Origin of the sequence: Aeromonas sp. 604282 (assembly GCF_049170575.1) — a bacterium.
Classification (GTDB): domain Bacteria; phylum Pseudomonadota; class Gammaproteobacteria; order Enterobacterales; family Aeromonadaceae; genus Aeromonas; species Aeromonas veronii_A.
Map to the genome: position 1 here is coordinate 613,205 of NZ_JAAKMV010000001.1, position 18,333 is coordinate 631,537.

Annotated in this window: 14 protein-coding genes; 5 read left to right on the plus strand and 9 right to left on the minus strand. The window is 59.5% G+C overall.

Going from position 1 to position 18,333, the window contains the following annotated elements:
- Nucleotides 1-176: 176 nt before the first annotated feature.
- The 3 genes from G5367_RS02570 to G5367_RS02580 are packed head-to-tail and all read left to right on the plus strand — an operon-like array spanning nucleotide 177 to nucleotide 4,286.
- On the plus strand, nucleotides 177-1,307 hold the full coding sequence (locus tag G5367_RS02570) for an FIST signal transduction protein (protein ID WP_421243743.1): 1,131 nt from the start codon (nucleotides 177-179) through the stop codon (nucleotides 1,305-1,307).
- Nucleotides 1,304-2,734: an HD domain-containing phosphohydrolase gene (locus G5367_RS02575; protein ID WP_216978568.1), complete on the plus strand. Its 1,431-nt coding sequence runs from the start codon at nucleotides 1,304-1,306 to the stop codon at nucleotides 2,732-2,734. Before G5367_RS02570 ends, G5367_RS02575 begins: the two co-directional genes overlap by 4 nt.
- A 16-nt stretch (nucleotides 2,735-2,750) precedes the next feature.
- Nucleotides 2,751-4,286 carry an HD domain-containing phosphohydrolase gene (locus G5367_RS02580; protein WP_421243744.1) on the plus strand — a complete coding sequence of 512 codons (1,536 nt, stop codon included), beginning with the start codon at nucleotides 2,751-2,753 and terminating at the stop codon, nucleotides 4,284-4,286.
- A 64-nt stretch (nucleotides 4,287-4,350) separates the two neighbouring features.
- On the opposite strand, the gene purL is transcribed toward G5367_RS02580, so the two are convergent.
- Nucleotides 4,351-8,274 carry a phosphoribosylformylglycinamidine synthase gene (gene purL, locus G5367_RS02585; protein ID WP_421243745.1) on the minus strand — a complete coding sequence of 1,308 codons (3,924 nt, stop codon included), beginning with the start codon at nucleotides 8,272-8,274 and terminating at the stop codon, nucleotides 4,351-4,353.
- A 149-nt stretch (nucleotides 8,275-8,423) separates the two neighbouring features.
- Between purL and mltF the strand changes: the two genes are divergently transcribed.
- Together mltF and G5367_RS02595 are read left to right on the plus strand one after the other, a co-directional pair.
- Nucleotides 8,424-9,908, plus strand: a complete 1,485-nt coding sequence (gene mltF, locus G5367_RS02590; RefSeq protein ID WP_421243746.1) for a membrane-bound lytic murein transglycosylase MltF — start codon at nucleotides 8,424-8,426, stop codon at nucleotides 9,906-9,908.
- 176 nt (nucleotides 9,909-10,084) lie between these two features.
- Nucleotides 10,085-10,231, plus strand: coding sequence for a hypothetical protein (locus tag G5367_RS02595; protein WP_227273859.1), 147 nt, complete (start codon nucleotides 10,085-10,087; stop codon nucleotides 10,229-10,231).
- A 50-nt stretch (nucleotides 10,232-10,281) separates the two neighbouring features.
- Here G5367_RS02595 and G5367_RS02600 read toward each other — a convergent pair whose 3' ends face one another.
- The 8 genes from G5367_RS02600 to tapF form a co-directional block, all read right to left on the minus strand.
- Nucleotides 10,282-10,506: a zinc ribbon domain-containing protein gene (locus tag G5367_RS02600; protein ID WP_139734364.1), complete on the minus strand. Its 225-nt coding sequence runs from the start codon at nucleotides 10,504-10,506 to the stop codon at nucleotides 10,282-10,284.
- A gap of 123 nt (nucleotides 10,507-10,629) precedes the next feature.
- A complete protein-coding gene (gene der / locus G5367_RS02605; protein WP_421243747.1) occupies nucleotides 10,630-12,126 on the minus strand; it encodes a ribosome biogenesis GTPase Der in 1,497 nt (498 codons plus the stop codon).
- A 74-nt stretch (nucleotides 12,127-12,200) separates the two neighbouring features.
- Entirely contained in the window at nucleotides 12,201-13,385 is a 1,185-nt protein-coding gene (bamB, locus tag G5367_RS02610; protein ID WP_216978565.1) for an outer membrane protein assembly factor BamB, read from the minus strand.
- Nucleotides 13,378-14,028: a YfgM family protein gene (locus G5367_RS02615; protein ID WP_421243748.1), complete on the minus strand. Its 651-nt coding sequence runs from the start codon at nucleotides 14,026-14,028 to the stop codon at nucleotides 13,378-13,380. Before G5367_RS02615 ends, bamB begins: the two co-directional genes overlap by 8 nt.
- A 3-nt stretch (nucleotides 14,029-14,031) precedes the next feature.
- A complete protein-coding gene (gene hisS, locus G5367_RS02620; protein ID WP_421243749.1) occupies nucleotides 14,032-15,309 on the minus strand; it encodes a histidine--tRNA ligase in 1,278 nt (425 codons plus the stop codon).
- A 138-nt stretch (nucleotides 15,310-15,447) separates the two neighbouring features.
- Nucleotides 15,448-16,563: a flavodoxin-dependent (E)-4-hydroxy-3-methylbut-2-enyl-diphosphate synthase gene (gene ispG / locus G5367_RS02625; protein ID WP_005333801.1), complete on the minus strand. Its 1,116-nt coding sequence runs from the start codon at nucleotides 16,561-16,563 to the stop codon at nucleotides 15,448-15,450.
- Between the two features lie 10 nt (nucleotides 16,564-16,573).
- Entirely contained in the window at nucleotides 16,574-17,545 is a 972-nt protein-coding gene (rodZ, locus tag G5367_RS02630) for a cytoskeleton protein RodZ (protein ID WP_216977893.1), read from the minus strand.
- Nucleotides 17,535-18,326 carry a type IV pilus biogenesis/stability protein PilW gene (tapF, locus tag G5367_RS02635; protein ID WP_216953941.1) on the minus strand — a complete coding sequence of 264 codons (792 nt, stop codon included), beginning with the start codon at nucleotides 18,324-18,326 and terminating at the stop codon, nucleotides 17,535-17,537. The genes rodZ and tapF overlap by 11 nt, the downstream gene beginning before the upstream one ends.
- Nucleotides 18,327-18,333 lie beyond the last annotated feature (7 nt).

An 18,333-nucleotide genomic window follows, 5' to 3' on the forward strand; every position in this document is an offset into this window, starting at 1 on the left:
CAATCAAAACCGGTCCCTGTGGCCGGTTTTTTATTGCCACATAACCGATACCCCCTGCCACGACTCAAATTTGCCTTTCTTTAGAAAGGCTTATACTGACACATCAAATATTGATGGGTATTCAGCCAGCCCCCTTGCTGATATATTGACGACTGGCAGGAATGGAGTTCCGAGCGATGATGCAGCCTACTTTTCATCAATTTGATGCGCATCCACTGACCGATACACTGCTTCCCTACCGAGGGGGACGACTCGATGTGTTGCTGGCCGAGCGGGATGCCGCACGTGTTGCCGAACTGCAGCAGCAGTGTCAGCGCCTCGACATTCAGCTCTGTGGCGCCATCTTTCCAAGCCTGGTCAGCCGACATGGTTTCCACGAACGGGGGGCTTGGCTGTTGCCCAGATCCACATCTCACAACCCTCTGCTGATCCCGCTCTCTTCTACAGCCAGCGCCGATGAACTGGCCGCCATCATCTGCGAGCGACTGGCCTCCAGACTTTCCGAGTGGCCGGATGCACAGAAAATTCCTACCCTCTTTCTCACTTTCGACGCCATGATCCCCAATATCGCCTCCATTCTTGAAGGGCTCTATTTGCGGCTGGCAGATAGGGTCAACTATGCCGGCGTCAATGCGGGCAGCGGCCAGTTCACGGCCATGCCCTGCCTGTTTGATACCCAGACATTGCTGGATCATGGGGTCAGTTGTGTACTGCTTCCCCACCAAAGTTACTCCCTGCTCGAGCACGGCTACCAGCTCACTGCTCAACCCATGCTTGCCACCAGCAGCAAGGGCAACAAGATCTCCTTTATCGACTGGGAACCCGCCTTCAGCCGCTATCAATCCCTGATCCGGCAGCAATTCCAGCAGAACCTCACCCCGGAGCAGTTCTACCAGTACGGCGTCCACTTGCCGCTCGGGTTGCTCAGAGCCAATGGCGATGTAATCGTGCGGATCCCGGTCGCCGTCACCGAAGAGGGTGCCCTGCTCTGCGTGGGAGAGGTCCCTGACCACAGTATTCTCACGCTGCTCAAGGCGCCGCAAAGTCCGACAACCCATGCCATTGAGCTGGCCGGAAAACTCAGCCAGCATGGTGTGCCTGAATACATCGAGCTCTACTACTGCGCCGGGCGTCAGCAGCACTTCGGTACGCAGAGTGCGCTTGAGCTGGAAACCCTCTTCACTCACAGTGGGGCACATGAATTGGCTGGTGCCCTCTCCCTTGGTGAAATAGGGAGCCTGCGAGCAGGGGACTACCCGCTGTTTCACAACGGCGCCATTCTCTGCAACGGGGAGGGACCGCGGTGAACAACGATCACGCCATGGCCATTGTCTGCGATCTCGCCCTCTGTATTGGTCGGGAGGTCACACTCGATGCCCTGCTCACCAAGGTGTTGCAGCGTTTTATGTTTCACTGTGCCACACCGGTTGGTGTGGTATTGCAGCAGCAACGGGAAGGATATGAGCTGCTCAAGGTCATTGGTGATGATCAGCTATCCCGGCACTGTGGCTCTCGGCTCTCCTTGCCGACCTGGGTTGGTGAAGGAGATCAGTGTGCGCTGCAAACAACCGTGCCTCTCCCCGGTGGCCGGCCATACCACTTTGCCTATCGGCTCAGGGTTGACGGGGGATATCTCATCTTGCTGCTGGCACCCCACCCCCAGCAGCATACTGTACCGGTCTGCCATCTGTTCAGCCCGGTACTTGGTAATCTGGCTCGTGCCATCCAGCTATGCAAGGACAGCGAACAGCTCGCCAGGCGCCAGCAGGCCGAGCTGGTCGACATGCAGCGCCTCAACGAGTCCCTGCTCAAGGCCATCCCCATCCCGGTATTCTACAAGGATGTTGAAGGACGCTTTATCAGTTGCAACCCTGCCTTTACTCAAGTGACCGGGATCAGCAGGACCGATCTGCAGGGGAAGCGAGTAGACGAAATCCTGCCGCCAGAGATGGCGGACGAATATACCCAACGTGACATGGAGGTGCTGCGCAGCAGGCAGCCGCAATATTTCGAACATACGCTGTTTGATCGCAGCGGCCACCGCTACCAGGTGCTGAACTTCAAGGATCTCTTCTATGACCATCAGGGCGAGGTGGCAGGTATCATCGGCGCCCTGGTCGACATCACTCATATCAAGGAGAGCGAGCAGCGCCAACGCACCCTGCTGTTTCAGACCATAGCGGCCCTCTCCTCCGCGATTGCCCACAAAGATCCGGTCACGGCAGGACACGAACGGCGCGTGCACGATCTCGCGCTGGCCATCGGTCAACAGCTGCAACTGCCGCAGGAGCAGCTGGATGGGCTGGGCCTTGCGGCCATGGTGCACAACATCGGCCTGTTGCAGATCCCGGCAGAGATCCTCACCCGCCCACGGGAACTGAGACAGGTGGAGTTCGAACTGATCAAACAGCATCCGGAGACAGGTCGCGAGATCCTGCAACAAATTGACTTCCCCTGGCCCATCACCACCATAGTGCAGCAGCACCATGAAAACATGGATGGTAGTGGCTACCCGCAGGGGCTGCAGGGGGATGCCATCTCTCTGGAGGCGAGAATTATACGGGTCGCCGACTCCCTCGCCGCCATGACGGCCCACCGTCCGTTCCGGCGTGCCCTCCCCCTCACCGAAGCCTTCGCCGAGCTGACGCGCTATGCCGGAGTGCATTACGACGAACGGGTGGTCGATGCCTGTTTCGCCGTCTGGCAAGCGGGCTACCGCTTTACTACCACCTGACTCTGGTTGCACCAAGATGATGTTTAAAAATATACCGCCATCCACTCAGCCACCGGGCGTCAGCGATCACCCTACCGCAGCCCTGCTCCATCAGGTGATGGAACAGCTGCCCTATCGCGTCCTGCTGAAAGATACCCGTTCACACTTCATCGCCTGCAACCGTCTCTTGGCCAACGATCTTGCCCTCACCCCGGCAGAGCTGGTTGGCAAGTGTGATGCCGACTTTTTTCCGGCCGAACTGGCACAACGCTATCGGGATGATGATCTCCGGGTCATGGCCAGCGGCAAAACCCGGCATCACGAAGAACCCTATCTGAAGGGAGGGGAAGACCGCTGGCTCAGTACCACCAAGTTTCCCCTGTACGATGAGCTGGGCAAGGTGATCGGCGTCGGTGTCTTTTTCGAAGATATTACCGACCAGAAGCAGCAGCAGGAGCGTCTCCAGCAATATACCTGGACGCTTGAAGCCATTACCCGCGCCCACCATGCCATGCTCAAGCAGGGGGACGAGCAGACACTACTGCAGGAGATCTGCGATGCCATCACCTTCGATGGTCGCTTTCCTCTGGTGATCGTGCTGCAGGCCGCTGATCAGGACAGAATGCAGATCCTGGCGCAGGCAGGTCAGGCTATCTGGTTTGCCAGCGATGACTGGCTCACCCGGGATGTGGCCCTGATCCGGGCCATCAGCTCAGGCGAGATGCTTAACGAAGCACTCGGCATCGAACTGGTTCACCACTCCGCCACCCTGAGGGGCCGGCTGCTGCTGCCATTACCGTGGCAAGCCGCAGTGCCAGGCGGACTGCTTATTCACAGCACGCAGGCCAGAGCCTTCACCGATGAGGAAGTACACCTCTTCAACGGACTGGCTGACTACCTGACATATGGCCTGCAAGCTCGTCGTACCCAGCAAGCCTATCTCGCCGCTCAGCGAGAAAAAGCCATGCATGCCCGCCAACTGGAGCTGGCCCTGGAGGATGCGCTGGGAGCCATCGCTGCCGTGCTGGAACAACGCGATCCCTACACCGCTGGTCACCAGAAGCACGTCGCTACTCTGGCGTTGGCCATCGGTCGGGAACTGGGGCTGGGTGACAAACAGTTACGTGGTCTTTATCTGGGCGCCATGGTGCACGATATCGGTAAAATCCAGGTGCCTGTCGAGATCCTGACCAAACCGGGCAAGCTGACCCCCCAGGAGTTCAATCTGGTCAAGGAGCACCCGACGGCAGGTTATCTGGTACTCAAGGATATTGCTCTGCCCTGGCCCATCGCCCGGATGATCCACCAGCACCACGAGTATCTGGACGGTTCCGGCTATCCAGGGAAGCTAAAGGGGGATGAGATCCTGCTGGAGGCCCGCATCCTCACCGTCGCCGATATCGTCGAATCCATGTCCTCGGATCGTCCCTATCGCGCCGCCCTCGGCATTCCCCAAGCAAGGGAGCAGATCATCCAGATGCGTGGCCATCAGCTCGATGCGGACGTGGTGGATGCCTGTCTGCGGATCCTAGACCGGGGAGACTTTATCCCCCAACCGCTCGGCAAGCCGTAACGACACGGATAAAAAAACCGGCCAATTGGCCGGTTTCTGTTTTTATGCGCTGGTGCTGTCTCTATTAACCCAGACGAACCCGGGCGTTGCGGAACATCCGCATCCAGGCGCCATCCTCACCCCAGTTGTCAGGGTGCCAAGAGTTGGCCACGGTGCGGAACACCCGCTCCGGGTGCGGCATCATGATGGTGGCGCGCCCGTCGGTGGTGGTCACGGCGGTGATGCCCTCCGGCGAGCCATTCGGGTTGGCCGGGTACTGCTCGGTCACGCTACCGCGGTTATCGACAAAGCGCAGCCCCACCAGCCCGCTGGTTTGCAGTGCGTTCAGGTGAGCGGCATCGCGCACCTCGACACGCCCTTCCCCGTGGGAGACGGCAATCGGCATCACGGAGCCCGCCATGCCGGCGAAGAAGGCCGACGGTGACTCCTGTACCTGCACCAGACTGAAACGGGCCTCGAACCGCTCGGAGCGGTTGCGCACGAAACGCGGCCAGAGATCGGCGCCCGGGATGAGATCCCGCAGGTTGGACATCATCTGGCAACCGTTGCAGACACCTAGGGAGAGGGTGTCACCACGCTCGAAGAAGCGCTGGAACTGCTCGCGAGCGTTGTCATTGAACAGGATGGACTTGGCCCAGCCTTCACCCGCCCCCAGCACATCGCCGTAGGAGAAGCCGCCACAGGCCACCAGGGTCTGGAACTCCTCCAGCTTGATGCGACCGGAGAGAATGTCGCTCATATGGACGTCTACCGCCGCAAAGCCGGCGCGGTCAAACGCCGCCGCCATCTCCACGTGGGAGTTGACCCCCTGCTCGCGCAGCACCGCCAGACGGGGGGAGACCCCACGGGCAATGTAAGGTGCGGCCACATCTTCAGCCGGGTTGAAGCTGAGCTTGGCCTGCAGGCCCGGATCAGTGGCGTCCTGACGAGCAGCATGCTCCTGATCCGCGCACTCGGGGTTGTCGCGCAGGCGCTGCATCTGCCAGCTGGTCTCGCCCCAAATGGTGCGAAGTGCGGTACGGCTGGCACGATAGACCTCCTGACCGCCCCGCTGCAAGGTGATGAGATCCCCTTCGCGCACGGTACCGAGCACATGGGAGCAGGCTGCCAGACCGTGACCGGCCAGCAGGGTCATCACCGCCTCTTTATCTTCACGACGCACCTGAATGACGGCGCCCAGCTCTTCGTTGAACAGCGCAGGCAGCAGCTCACCGCCGATGCGATCGAGCTGGATGTCGAGGCCACAGTGACCGGCAAACGCCATTTCGGTCAGGGTGACGAACAGGCCACCGTCGGAGCGGTCGTGATAGGCGATCAGTTTGCGATCGGCCACCAGCGTCTGAATGGCGTTGAAGAAGCCCTTGAGCTGGACCGGGTTGTCGAGATCCGGCGCCTTGTCACCCAGCTGACGGTAGACCTGCGCTAGCGCCGAGGCGCCTAGGCGCTGCTTGCCATTGCCAAGGTCGATGAGGATAAGGTCGGTCTCACCGAGATCGGTACGCAGCTGCGGAGTAACCGTGTTGCGCACATCCTCGACCCGGGCAAACGCCGAGATGAGCAGGGAGAGCGGCGAAGTGACGCTTTGCTCCTTGCCATCCTGCTGCCAGCGGGTCTTCATGGACATGGAGTCCTTGCCCACCGGAATGGTGATGCCAAGGGCCGGGCAGAGCTCCTCGCCCACCGCTTTGACCGCCTCATAGAGACCGGCATCTTCACCCGGATGACCGGCAGCGGCCATCCAGTTGGCGGAGAGCTTGACCCGCTTGAGGGAACCGATGTGGGCCGGTGCCAGGTTGGTAAGCGCTTCCGCCACCGCCATGCGAGCGGAGGCGGCGTGGGAGAGCAGCGCCACCGGGGTACGCTCGCCCATGGACATGGCTTCGCCGTGATAGCTGTCATAGGTGGCAGCGGTGACGGCGCAATCGGCCACCGGGATCTGCCAGGGGCCAACCATCTGGTCGCGGTTGACGAGGCCCGTTACGCTGCGATCGCCGATGGTGATAAGGAAGGACTTCTCCGCCACGGTGGGCAGACGCAGCACCCGCTCAGCCGCCTCGCCCAGGGTGATGCCATCGAGTTGGAGCGCTTTGCCTTGTGCCGGCAGGGTCACCACATCGCGATGCATCTTGGGGGTCTTGCCCAGCAGCACATCCAGCGGCAGGTCGATGGGGTGGTTGTCAAAATGCGGATCGGAGAGCGTCAGGTGCTTCTCTTCGGTGGCAGTACCAATAACGGCATAGGGTGCGCGCTCGCGCTCGCACAGCGCCTTGAACAGCGGCAGCTTCTCCTTGGCCACTGCCAGCACGTAACGCTCCTGGGATTCGTTGCACCAGATCTCCAGCGGGCTCATGCCCGGCTCGTCGCTCTGGATGGCGCGCAGATCGAAACGACCGCCACGCTCACCGTCGTTGACCAGCTCCGGCATGGCGTTGGAGAGACCACCCGCCCCCACGTCGTGGATAAAGACGATAGGGTTGTCGTCACCCAGCTGCCAGCAGCGATCGATCACCTCCTGGCAACGGCGCTCCATCTCGGGGTTGTCACGCTGCACCGAGGCAAAGTCGAGATCTTCGGCTGACTGGCCGGAGGCCATGGAGGATGCGGCACCACCGCCCAGACCGATGTTCATCGCCGGGCCGCCCAGCACGATCAGCGCCGCGCCGACCGGGATCTCCCCTTTCTGGACATGTTCGGTGCGGATGTTGCCGATGCCACCTGCCAGCATGATGGGCTTGTGGTAGCCACGCACCTCGACGCCATTGTGGCTCGGCACCTCCTCTTCGAAGGTACGGAAGTAGCCGAGAATGGCCGGACGGCCGAACTCGTTGTTGAAGGCAGCGCCGCCGAGCGGCCCCTCCTGCATGATGTCGAAGGCACTGACGATACGGCTCGGCTTGCCGAAATCCTGCTCCCAGGGCTGCTCGAAGCCGGGAATGCGCAGGTTGGAGACGGAGAAACCGACCAGACCCGCCTTGGGCTTGGCACCACGACCGGTGGCTCCCTCGTCGCGGATTTCGCCGCCGGAGCCGGTGGCTGCCCCCGGGAACGGGGAGATGGCGGTCGGGTGGTTGTGGGTCTCCACCTTCATCAGGATGTCGACCTGTTCCTGGTGATACTGGTATTCGCCGTTGGCCGGGCTCGGGAAGAAGCGGCCACCCTGGCTCCCTTCCATCACGGCGGCGTTGTCTTTATAGGCAGAGAGGACATGATCCGGCGTCTGCTCGAAGGTGTTCTTGATCATCTTGAACAGCGACTTGGGCTGCTGCTCACCATCGATGGTCCAGTCGGCATTGAAGATCTTGTGACGGCAGTGTTCGGAGTTCGCCTGGGCGAACATGTAGAGCTCGATATCGTTGGGGTTGCGACCCAACTTGGTGAAGTTCTCCACCAGATAGTCGATTTCGTCGTCGGCCAGCGCCAGACCCAGCGCCACGTTGGCTTCGGCCAGGGCTGCGCGACCACCGCCCAGCACATCCACCTGGGTGAAGGGGCGAGGCTCGTGGTGAGCAAACAGGGCGGCAGCTTCGCTCATCTCGGCAAACACCACTTCCATCATCCGATCATGGAGCACGGCGGCAATGGCGCTGCGCTGGGCGGCACTCAGCTCACCCGGCCCCTTGATGGTCAGGTAATAGGCAATACCACGCTCCAGCCGCTTGACTTGTTTCAGGCCGCAGTTGTGGGCGATGTCGGTTGCTTTGGAAGACCAGGGGGAGATAGTGCCGGGGCGGGGGGTAACAAGAAACAGCTGACCGCTGGGGGTGTGTTCGGGGATGGTCGGGCCGTAGCGCAAGAGCTGGCCCAAGGTCGCTCGCTCGGGGGGAGAGAGGGGGCTTGTCAGCTCGGCAAAGTGCACATACTCGGCATAGACATCCTCTATCTCTACTCCGCTCTCTACTCCACTCTCGTTTCTCATCTGTGCGAAGCGTTGCAGCAGTTTTTGGACACGAAAATCAGACAGTGCTGGGGCACCACGCAAGATATCCATATGACCTTTCTCACCAAGTTTTAAAGTGGGGGGGAATTGAGACGCGCGTATTATAGGGATCTGGCTCACAGCGGACAAACGTTTTTCTCACTTCGTGCAGTGTGACTCTGCGCACACTCTCTGGTATAAAGGTGCCTCTTTTTTGACAAATGCCGATTTTTTCAACAAAGGTACTCACCTACTTGCGCTGCATTTTTCGACTGTTTATCGGGCTGTTGTTGACGCTGACGCAGGTTGGCTGCGACTTCTATAGCCCCTCCAGCCAGCTGGAGCAGATCCGCCAGCGAGGCGAGATCCGGGTTGGCACCATCTATGGTCCCACCTCCTATTACCAGCGTGACGACCTCGCCCAGGGGTTCGATTACGAGCTGGCGCAAAATTATGCCGACTGGTTGGGGGTGAAACTCACCATCATCCCGGTCGACACCACTGACCAACTGGTTACCCTGCTGAAAAAGGGTAAAGTCGATCTGGCGGCTGCCGCCATCATGGTCACCCCCGAACGGCGCGAGCTGTTTCGCTTCGGCCCGGGCTTCTACCAGGTCTCTCCCAAACTGGTCTATCGCAACGGCAAACCCAAGCCGGCTTCGTTGAACGATATCAAGGGCAAGCTGGTGGTGGCCGCCGGCTCCACCGGTGAAGATCTGCTCAAAGAGATGAGCAAAGAAAATCCGAAACTAGCCTGGAGCACCAGCGACAACGCCGATGTGGAGGAGCTGCTCAAGCAGGTGGTGGATGGCAAGATTGACTACACGGTGGTGCAGGATACCGTGCTGGCCCGTACCCAGCGCTACTACCCGGAGCTCACCGAGGGGCTGACCCTGGCCCAGAAGCAGACCGTTGCCTGGGCCATGAGCAAGCTGCCCGATGACAGCCTCTATGCCAGCGTGATCGACTTCTTCGGTCAGCGCTTTATGGATGGTGCCATCGCCAAGCTGGACGAGAAGTACTTCGGCCACGTGCAGAACTTCGACTTTGTCGATACCCGCACCTTCCTCAAGCGCGCCAAGAGCCTGCTGCCCAAGTACCAGCCGCTGTTCCAGACTCACGCCAAGAATATCGACTGGCGTCTGCTCGCAGCTATCAGCTATCAGGAGTCTCACTGGGACCCGCAGGCCCGCTCTTACACCGGCGTGCGCGGCATGATGATGCTGACCGAGCCCACCGCCAAGGCGATGGGAGTCAACGACCGGCTTCATCCGGAAGAGAGCATCAAAGGTGGCTCCCTCTATCTGCAACAGATGATGGAGAAGGTGCCGGATTCGGTGCCCGATGACGAGAAGGTGTGGTTTGCCCTCACCGCCTACAACATCGGTTACGGCCACATGATGGATGCCCGCCGCCTGACCAAAGAGCTCGGCAAGAATCCCGACGCCTGGAGCGACGTGAAAGAGGTGCTGCCGCTGCTGCAACAGGCGCGCTGGCACCGCAAGGTACGTTACGGCTATGCCCGTGGCAGCGAGGCGCGCAACTATGTCAACAACGTGCGTCAGTACTACCAGAGTCTGCTCTGGCTCGACAACGAGCAACAGAAGGCACATCAGCGGGAGAGTCTCGACAACGACAGCGAGCCCGAGCTGGCCGAGCGCCCCACCGCCATCGCCGAAGTGGTCAATCAGATCACCATGCGCTAACCAGCCATTATTCGGCTGTTTTCACGCAAACTTCTCTGTTACCATCGATTCACATCGGAGCCTATCCGAAATCGCATTGTTTTCATTATGTTGAGAGATTAAATAACAGCAATTTCGGATGGGCTCCATCAATGACCCAAGGCCTGGATGGCCACCTGAGTTGGGAGGAGACCAAGATGCAAAAACGTAGAAAAATCAGTCTGGTCAGAAAAGCGAAGTGCAGCTGGAGCCCCAGACGCAAACTCAAGCTTAATGACATCAAGCGCAACCTGTGGCGCAGAAATCGATCCTATACCCTGCTTATTGCAGAGCACACAGCATAAACCCGGCATTCGCCGGGTTTTTTTATCTTCTTTCTCACCTGAAAATCGTCTTACACCAGCGCAGCTTTGAACTGTACCGACCGCTTGGAGATCAGCGAGTTGCAGTGGTTGCAGAAGTAATCCACCGCGCCGCACGCCTTGAGACGCTCCAGCTCCTGCTGGCAGGTGGGGCAGATGGCCGTGACGCGGACATTGGCCTGACACTGGCCACAGGTTTGCTCCTTGCTGCGGGTATCCAGTTCAGCCTGGCATGATGGACAAAGCAGGACTTCCATAATCAACTCCTCGAAAGTGGATCTGCCATGGTCTTGTTCCATGGCCGATCCCCCTCCCCTTATTCCTCACCTTAACATGGCGAGGATAACAAAGCGGCTGCCGGTGAGGGCAGCCGCAAGGACTTATTTCTTCTTCATTTTCAGCAGGCGTTTGCGCTGACGTTCCTGACTCAGGGTCATGGTGTTCTTCTTGCCTTCAAACGGGTTGACCGACTCCTGGAACTCGACCCGGATCGGCGAGCCCATGATCTTGAGGGACTTGCGGAAGTAGTTGATGAGATACCGCTTGTAGGAGTCCGGCAAGTCGTTCAGCTGGTTGCCGTGGATCACGATGCGTGGCGGGTTGTAACCACCGGCGTGGGCATACTTGAGCTTGACGCGGCGACCATTGACCATCGGCGGCTGGTGATCTTCCTGCGCCATCTGCATGATGCGGGTCAGCATCGCCGTACTGGTACGACGGGTGGCGGACTGATAAGCCTCCTGAATGGATTCAAACAGGTGGCCTACACCGCTACCGTGCAGGGCGGAGATGAAGTGAACGCGGGCGAAGTCGATGAAGCCCAAGCGACGATCCAGCTCGTTCTTCACATCCTCTTTAACCTTCTGATCCAGGCCATCCCACTTGTTCACCACCAGCACCACGGAGCGACCGGCATGGAGCACATAGCCCAGAATGCTCAAGTCCTGATCGGTGATGGTCTCCTGAGCGTCGATCACCAGCAGGCAGACGTTGGCATCTTCGATGGCTTTCAGGGTCTTGATAACGGAGAACTTCTCCACCGTCTCGTGCACCTTGCCACGACGACGCACACCGGCGGTGTCGATGACCACATACTTCTGCTCGTCACGCTCCATCGGAATGTAAACGGAGTCACGAGTGGTACCGGGCATGTCATAGACGATGACCCGATCTTCACCCAGCATGCGGTTGGTCAGGGTCGATTTACCGACGTTGGGACGACCAACGATGGCGAACTTGATGGGCAGGTCGGCAAACGGGGTCTCCTTAGTGTCCTCTTTGGTATCGAGTTCACCGGCAGCCACCATGCGCAGCAGGGCTTCTTCGTCGAAGTCCTCCTCTTCCTCATCCTGCGCACCTTCATCGGTAGCGGAGTCGACCAGGGTCTCCAGATGGGGAGCCAGGGCCAGTTCCAGCAGGCTCAGCACGCCACGACCGTGGGCGGCCGCGATCTGGTAGACCTCGCCCAGGGCCAGACCGTAGAACTCGGAAACCGCGGAATCACCGTCGATACCATCGGTCTTGTTGGCCACCAGAAATACCTTCTTGTGGGCCTTGCGCAGGTGCTCGGCGATGGCTTGATCCGCCGCGGTCAGACCGGCACGGGCATCCACCATGAACAGCACGACGTCCGCTTCTTCGATGGCCAACAGGGATTGCTCGGCCATCTTCAGCTCGATCCCCTCTTCGGTACCATCGATACCACCGGTATCGACCACGATAAATTCCAGCTCGCCCAGCTTCGCCTGACCGTATTTGCGATCCCGGGTCAGACCGGGAAAATCGGCAACCAGGGCATCCCGGGTACGAGTCAGACGGTTAAACAGGGTGGATTTCCCCACATTTGGGCGGCCCACCAGGGCTACTACAGGAGTCATAAAAGCCTCATTCTCAAGACGACAAAGGCTCCGGGTCCGAAGACCAGGAGCCGTATATTCACATTAACGGACGATCAAGGACGCTTGAGGGCGTACAACTTGCCGCCACGGCTCTGTACATACAGGGTCTCGCCATCCACCAAGGGAGCGGCGTAGAGACCACTGCTATCGAGCTGCTGCATCGCCTTGATGGTACCGTCGGTACGATCAAGCCAATACAGGTATCCTTCCACATCGCCTACCACCACATAGTCACCGAAGATGACAGGTGCGGTGACGGTGCGGTTTTCCAGCTGGGTATTGGACCACAGCTCCAGACCGTTGCGGCGGTCCACGGCAAACAGGTGGCTGCGGCTGTCGGTCAGCACAATGGCATTACCGGTCATCGCCAGATCGCGATAGCCGGAATACTTGCGCTTCCACACCTCGTCACCACTCATCAGTTTGCGTGCCATCAACTGGCCATTGTAGGCGATGGCATAGAGCTCATCACCGGCAATCAGCGGGCTGGCATCGACGTCCACCATACGGTCAAGCTCGGTGGCACCGCGCGGGTCGGCGACCTTGGACTGGCGCACCGGTTGGCCGTTACCGAGCAGGGCAATGCCCACCTTGCCATCGGCGCGGCCGTAAATCACGGCACCATTGGTGATCACCGGCGCACCTGCACTGCGCAGGGTCAGCGGCGGCTGCTCTTCAGAGAGAGTCCACTGAACCTTGCCTTCGTCAGTATCGAGGGCAATCAGGCGACCGGAGGTAGTCAGCACTACCACGCGGCCATCTTCCACCGCAGGGCTCGCCACCACTTCGCCGGGCACATTGGTCTGCCACAGCACATCACCATTCTCTTCGTTCAGGGCGTATACCACTCCGTTCTCGGAGCCGAGGAACAGCTTGCCGTAACGGGATACCAAGCCACCCGAGAGGCGGGCGCTGCGCTTGTCGGCGTTGACCGGCAGGTCAGCCAGATCGACTGTCCAGAGGCGATCGCCACTGGCACGATCAAAGGCGCTGACATCGCCGTCGCGGGCAGCCGCGTAGATGCGGTCCTCTTCCACCACCGGCTTGAGCTGGGAGTAGAAGTCACCGATGCCATCACCCACGGTGGATGACCATGCGGTGTCGGCAGTGAAGGAAGATTCAACCTTGGGCAGCGGCGCCATCGGGTTGAGATCCTCTTCCGAACTGAACAGGGAGCAACCCTGCAGAGCGAAGGAGACCGCAGCCCCCAGCGCCACCATCTTGAATAGATTACGCATCCGGTGCCTCACCAGTCGCAACGGCCGGCAGGGCCAGATCATCCATTTTCAGCTTGAGCTCGGCGCTACCCTGCAGGCCGCCGGCATCCGCCGCCGCCTGATAGGCGTCGCGAGCCTCCTCAATCTTGCCCTGCTTTTGCAGGATGTCACCGCGCACTTCGGCCACCTGGGCCTTGAAGGCGTCGCTGTTGATCTTGCCAAGTTGGGCCAGCGCTTCATCTGCCTTGCCCTGATCATTCAGCACTCGGGCCAGACGCAACGCCGCGATGGGACGAATGCTCTCGTCACCTGTGGTCGCCACCAGCTCCAGCTGCTCGGCAGCCAGATCCAGCTTGCCCGCCTTGACGGCAGCAGCAGCCAGTTGCAAAGCGGCCAGTTCGCCGTAGGAGTCGCCCTTGTTGGCGGTGACAAACTGCTGTGCCTGCTCGAAACCGGCGGCATCGCCCTTGGCCAGCAGCTCAATCACCTGGTTGTAAGAGTTGGAGGAGGCCTCCATGGTCTCTTGCTGGTGCTGGTTGTAATAGCGCCAGCCGAACAGACCGACCAGACCGATCACGGTCCCGGCAATCACCGAGGTTCCGTTCTCTTTCCACCACTCCTTGATAACCTCAACCTGTTGTTCTTCGGTGGTATAGACTTCCACAGCTTACTCTCCTTTGGCTGCCAGCAGGGCAATGGCGGCGTCAACCTTGACGGTCTGTTGCTCGGCCTGACCACGCAGATATTTGATAGTGATCTCCCCGTTTTGCACCTCGGTTTCACCAAGGATCAGGGCGATTGCCGCACCGCTCTTGTCGGCACGCTTGAGTTGTTTCTTGAAGTTGCCACCGCCGCAGTGGCTCATGAGGCGCAGGTCAGGCAGGGCATCGCGCAGACGCTCGGCCAGCTGGAAGCCAGCCTGCTCGGTCCCCTCGCCCACCATCGCCAGATAAACATCCACCGCCGGGCGGATATCGGCGTTGAGCTCGAGGGTCTCCAGCATCAGCACCAGACGCTCCATGCCCATGGCAAAGCCCACGGCCGGGGTCGGTTGACCGCCCAACTGCTCTACCAGACCATCGTAGCGGCCACCGGCACAGACGGTGCCCTGGGCACCCAGACTGCTGGTGACCCACTCGAACACGGTCAGGTTGTAATAGTCAAGACCACGCACCAGACGCTCGTTCACTTCGTATTTGATCCCGGCAGACTCAAGCAGGCGCTTGAGCCCCTCGAAGTGGGCCAGGCTCTCTTCGCCCAGGTGATCGAACAGACGCGGGGCACCCGCCAGAATGGCCTGTACTTTTTCATCCTTGGAGTCGAGCACCCGCAACGGGTTGCTGTACATGCGGCGCTGGCTCTCTTCGTCCAGCTGGTCCTTGTACTGCTCCAGATAGGCTACCAGCGCATCACGGTAAGCGGCACGCTCTGCGCTCTGACCCAAGGTGTTGAGCTGCAGGGTGACATGCTCGCTGATGCCAAACATACGCCACAGACGGTGGGTCAGCATGATCAGCTCAGCATCGATGTCCGGCCCGTTGATGCCAAACAGCTCGACACCAAACTGGTGGAACTGGCGATAACGGCCCTTCTGGGGACGCTCGTGACGGAACATGGGGCCCATGTACCACATCCGGCGTTCCTGGTTGTAGAGCAGACCGTGTTCGATACCGGCACGGACGCAGCTGGCGGTCCCTTCCGGACGCAGGCTCAGGCTGTCGCCGTTACGGTCTTCAAAGGTGTACATCTCTTTTTCGACCACGTCGGTCACTTCACCGATGGCGCGCTTGAACAGATGAGTCTGCTCGACAATCGGCATGCGCACTTCGCTGTAGCCATAGCTGGCAACGACCTGGCGCAGGATCTGTTCAACCTTCTGCCATACCGGGCTCTGCTCCGGCAGGCAATCATTCATACCGCGAATAGCTTGGATCTGTTTTGCCACGTTGATACTCGAGAAAAAGAGGTAAAATTTGGCCGCATTATAGGGATTTTCCCCCCCAAGGTAAAATCAGGGAGTCCGGATGCGGGGTGTAAAATCAGTCACCTGGAAAAAGGGCCACCCAATGTGGCCCTGTTTCGCTCACTCCTTGTCCATCGGGATCCGGTTAGCGGGATCCAGCATGGCGGCGCGGGCGCGAATGCGGCGCTCCAGAGTTGGAATGAGATCCTTGTTGTCGAGCCGATCGACCCGCTGGCCCCCTTCATAGAAGGCACTCTTGTTGGCGGCACCCGCCAGACCAAGATCGGAGACCAGTGCTTCGCCCGGGCCATTCACCACGCAACCGATGATGGAGACATCCATCGGGGTGATGATATCTTCGAGCCGCTCTTCCAGAGCATTGACGGTGGCGATCACATCGAACTCCTGCCGTGAGCAGGATGGGCAAGCGATAAAGTTGATGCCACGGGAGCGAATACGCAGAGATTTGAGGATATCGAAACCGACCTTTACCTCCTCCACCGGATCCGCCGCCAGCGAGATACGCAGGGTATCGCCGATGCCGTCGGTAAGCAGCATGCCCAGACCGATGGCAGACTTCACCGCACCGGCACGGAAACCGCCCGCTTCGGTGATGCCAAGGTGCAGCGGCTGTTCAATCTGCTTGGCCAGCAGGCGATAGGCACCGACTGCCAGGAACACATCGGAGGCCTTGACGCTCACCTTGAAGTCCTGGAAATCGAGGCGATCGAGATAGTCCACGTGACGCATGGCGGACTCTACCAGCGCCTCTGGGGTCGGCTCGCCGTACTTCTCCTGGATATCTTTCTCCAGCGACCCGCCATTGACCCCGATACGGATCGGGATATTGAGGTCGCGTGCACAATCGACCACCGAGCGCACCCGCTGCTCGTTGCCGATGTTGCCCGGGTTGATACGCAGGCAGTCGGCACCGTACTCGGCCACTTTCAGGGCGATGCGATAGTCGAAGTGGATATCGGCAACGATGGGGATGCGGGTCTGCTGCTTGATGAGCCGGAACGCTTCCGCCGCTTCCATGGTGGGCACGGAGACACGGACGATATCGGCGCCGACCCGCTCGATCCGCTGGATCTGCTCGATGGTGGCGGCGACATCTGTGGTCTTGGTGTTGGTCATGGTCTGCACGGTAATGGGGGCATCGCCCCCAACCGGTACATTACCAACCATGATCTGTCTGGATTTACGACGAATGATGGGTGATTCGTGAGAAGACATGGGAAACAGATTACTCCTGCGGCAGTGAGAAGCGGGCTGTACGACCGTTGTTGTAACGGCTCATATCAAACGACTGCCCTTTGTAGTCAAGCTTGACGGCCATGGGCGCGCCAATGATGAACTTCAGGGGCTCGGCGCCTTCCAGCACCAGCTCGTCGTTGGCCTTCTTCAGACCGCTGAACAGGGTCTTGCCGTTGGCATCCTTCACATCCAGCCAGCAATCGGCGGTGAAGCTCATCTTCAGTTGCGGCGCAGTCGCCGGATCAACGACAGCCTCTTCAGATTCGGTGCCATTGGCGCCGGATACCGCAGCATCGGTCGCAGTGCCGACAGCCGCGCTGACATCGGTCGGGGCAACAGCCGCAGAAGCAGGCGCCAGGGTAGCAGTCGCATCGGAGACCACCGCGGGGGCAGTCACGTCAGTGGCGGCAGGTGCGATGGCAGCGCCTTCCACCGGGGCGGTGTTGATCGCATCGGGCGGCGTGATAGCCGGTTCAGCTGGAGTCGAACCGGTTGCACTCATCTCGGTGGCTGCCAGCGCTTCATCACCGGCGGAGCGACGGGAAGTACTCTGCCACCACCAGGCGACCGAGAGCGCAATCAACACCAGAATAACCAGCCAGGTGACTACCTTGAGCCGATTGTCGTTGGCTTGCTGGCGAGAGCGACGGGAGAAGCTCTGCATGTCGATATTGTCGGGAGGAGTCAGACCCAGCTTGTCGTAAGCGGCCAGAATGGTCTCTTCCGGGATCCCGACCAACTTGGCATAGGTACGCAGATAGCCCCGAATAAAGGTATGGGACGTATGTTTGTCGTAGGTATCCGATTCGATGGCGGCGATCAGGGTCAGACGAAGGTGAATGCGGGACGCAACCTGTTCTCGTGTCCAGCCAAGCTGTTCACGGGCATTGCGCAGCAGCTGGCCTGGACCTGCTGCCTGGGAATCGTCTTGTTGGAAATCGTGTGGCTGTTCAATAGTCATTGGCTAAATAACGCTTGGCTTGTTGCGAAGTGGGATATTGCCTTACCAGCTCAGTCCCGAATTGGTGAAGTAATGCCGGCTTGTCCATTGCCTGTGCCAATCTGAGTCTCAACCAGAGACTCTCCTCATTCTCGTCTGACACATCGGCAAAACGGGCGAGGTAGGACTGCACATCAGGCAGCTTGCCATCTTTCATGGAAAGCTCGGCCAAGTCCAGCAATAACCTTGGATTGCCCGGATTATACCCCAAGGCCAGGAGATAGTACTCGGTTGCTTTATCATTTCTGCGATTTTGCAGGGCACAAAGTGCCGCATTTTCATAGGTATCGGCAATCTTCACATAGCCTGGTTGAATAACAGCCTGGTTGAATGCCTTGTCTGCCTCATCATAACGGCCACGATCACAGAGGAAGGCGCCATAGTTGTTCATTGCGTCAGCATTGGACGGATCCATGGCAAGGGCGTTCTTGTAATGCTCTTCAGCCGCCTTGAAATCCCCCACCCTCTGGTAGAAGTAGGCAAAACCGATCTGCACTTGAGGATTGGAGGGGTCATACTGGAGGGCGCGATCAAGATTGAACTTGGCCTGCTCGGCATTGCCCTGACGCAGGTACTGGATACCCAGGTCGAGGCGGGTTTGGGCAGCCGCCTTGAGGTCAGGACCCACTTCACGCTGGGTCGAGTTCTGGCCAGCGTAAGTGGTCTCGGTCACACAGCCTGGCAGCGCGCAGAGCGCTGCCACTACGATCAATGTACGTGTATCCATTCCCTGTCTATACAATGGCTTA

Coding starts and splice junctions, on each gene's coding strand:
- G5367_RS02570 (WP_421243743.1), top strand. CDS start 177: ATGATGCAGCCTACTTTTCATCAATTTGATGCGCATCCACTGACCGAT.
- G5367_RS02580 (WP_421243744.1), top strand. CDS start 2,751: ATGATGTTTAAAAATATACCGCCATCCACTCAGCCACCGGGCGTCAGC.
- bamB (WP_216978565.1), bottom strand. CDS start 13,385: ATGCGTAATCTATTCAAGATGGTGGCGCTGGGGGCTGCGGTCTCCTTC.
- der (WP_421243747.1), bottom strand. CDS start 12,126: ATGACTCCTGTAGTAGCCCTGGTGGGCCGCCCAAATGTGGGGAAATCC.
- G5367_RS02595 (WP_227273859.1), top strand. CDS start 10,085: ATGCAAAAACGTAGAAAAATCAGTCTGGTCAGAAAAGCGAAGTGCAGC.
- purL (WP_421243745.1), bottom strand. CDS start 8,274: ATGGATATCTTGCGTGGTGCCCCAGCACTGTCTGATTTTCGTGTCCAA.
- ispG (WP_005333801.1), bottom strand. CDS start 16,563: ATGTCTTCTCACGAATCACCCATCATTCGTCGTAAATCCAGACAGATC.
- G5367_RS02600 (WP_139734364.1), bottom strand. CDS start 10,506: ATGGAAGTCCTGCTTTGTCCATCATGCCAGGCTGAACTGGATACCCGC.
- rodZ (WP_216977893.1), bottom strand. CDS start 17,545: ATGACTATTGAACAGCCACACGATTTCCAACAAGACGATTCCCAGGCA.
- mltF (WP_421243746.1), top strand. CDS start 8,424: ATGCCGATTTTTTCAACAAAGGTACTCACCTACTTGCGCTGCATTTTT.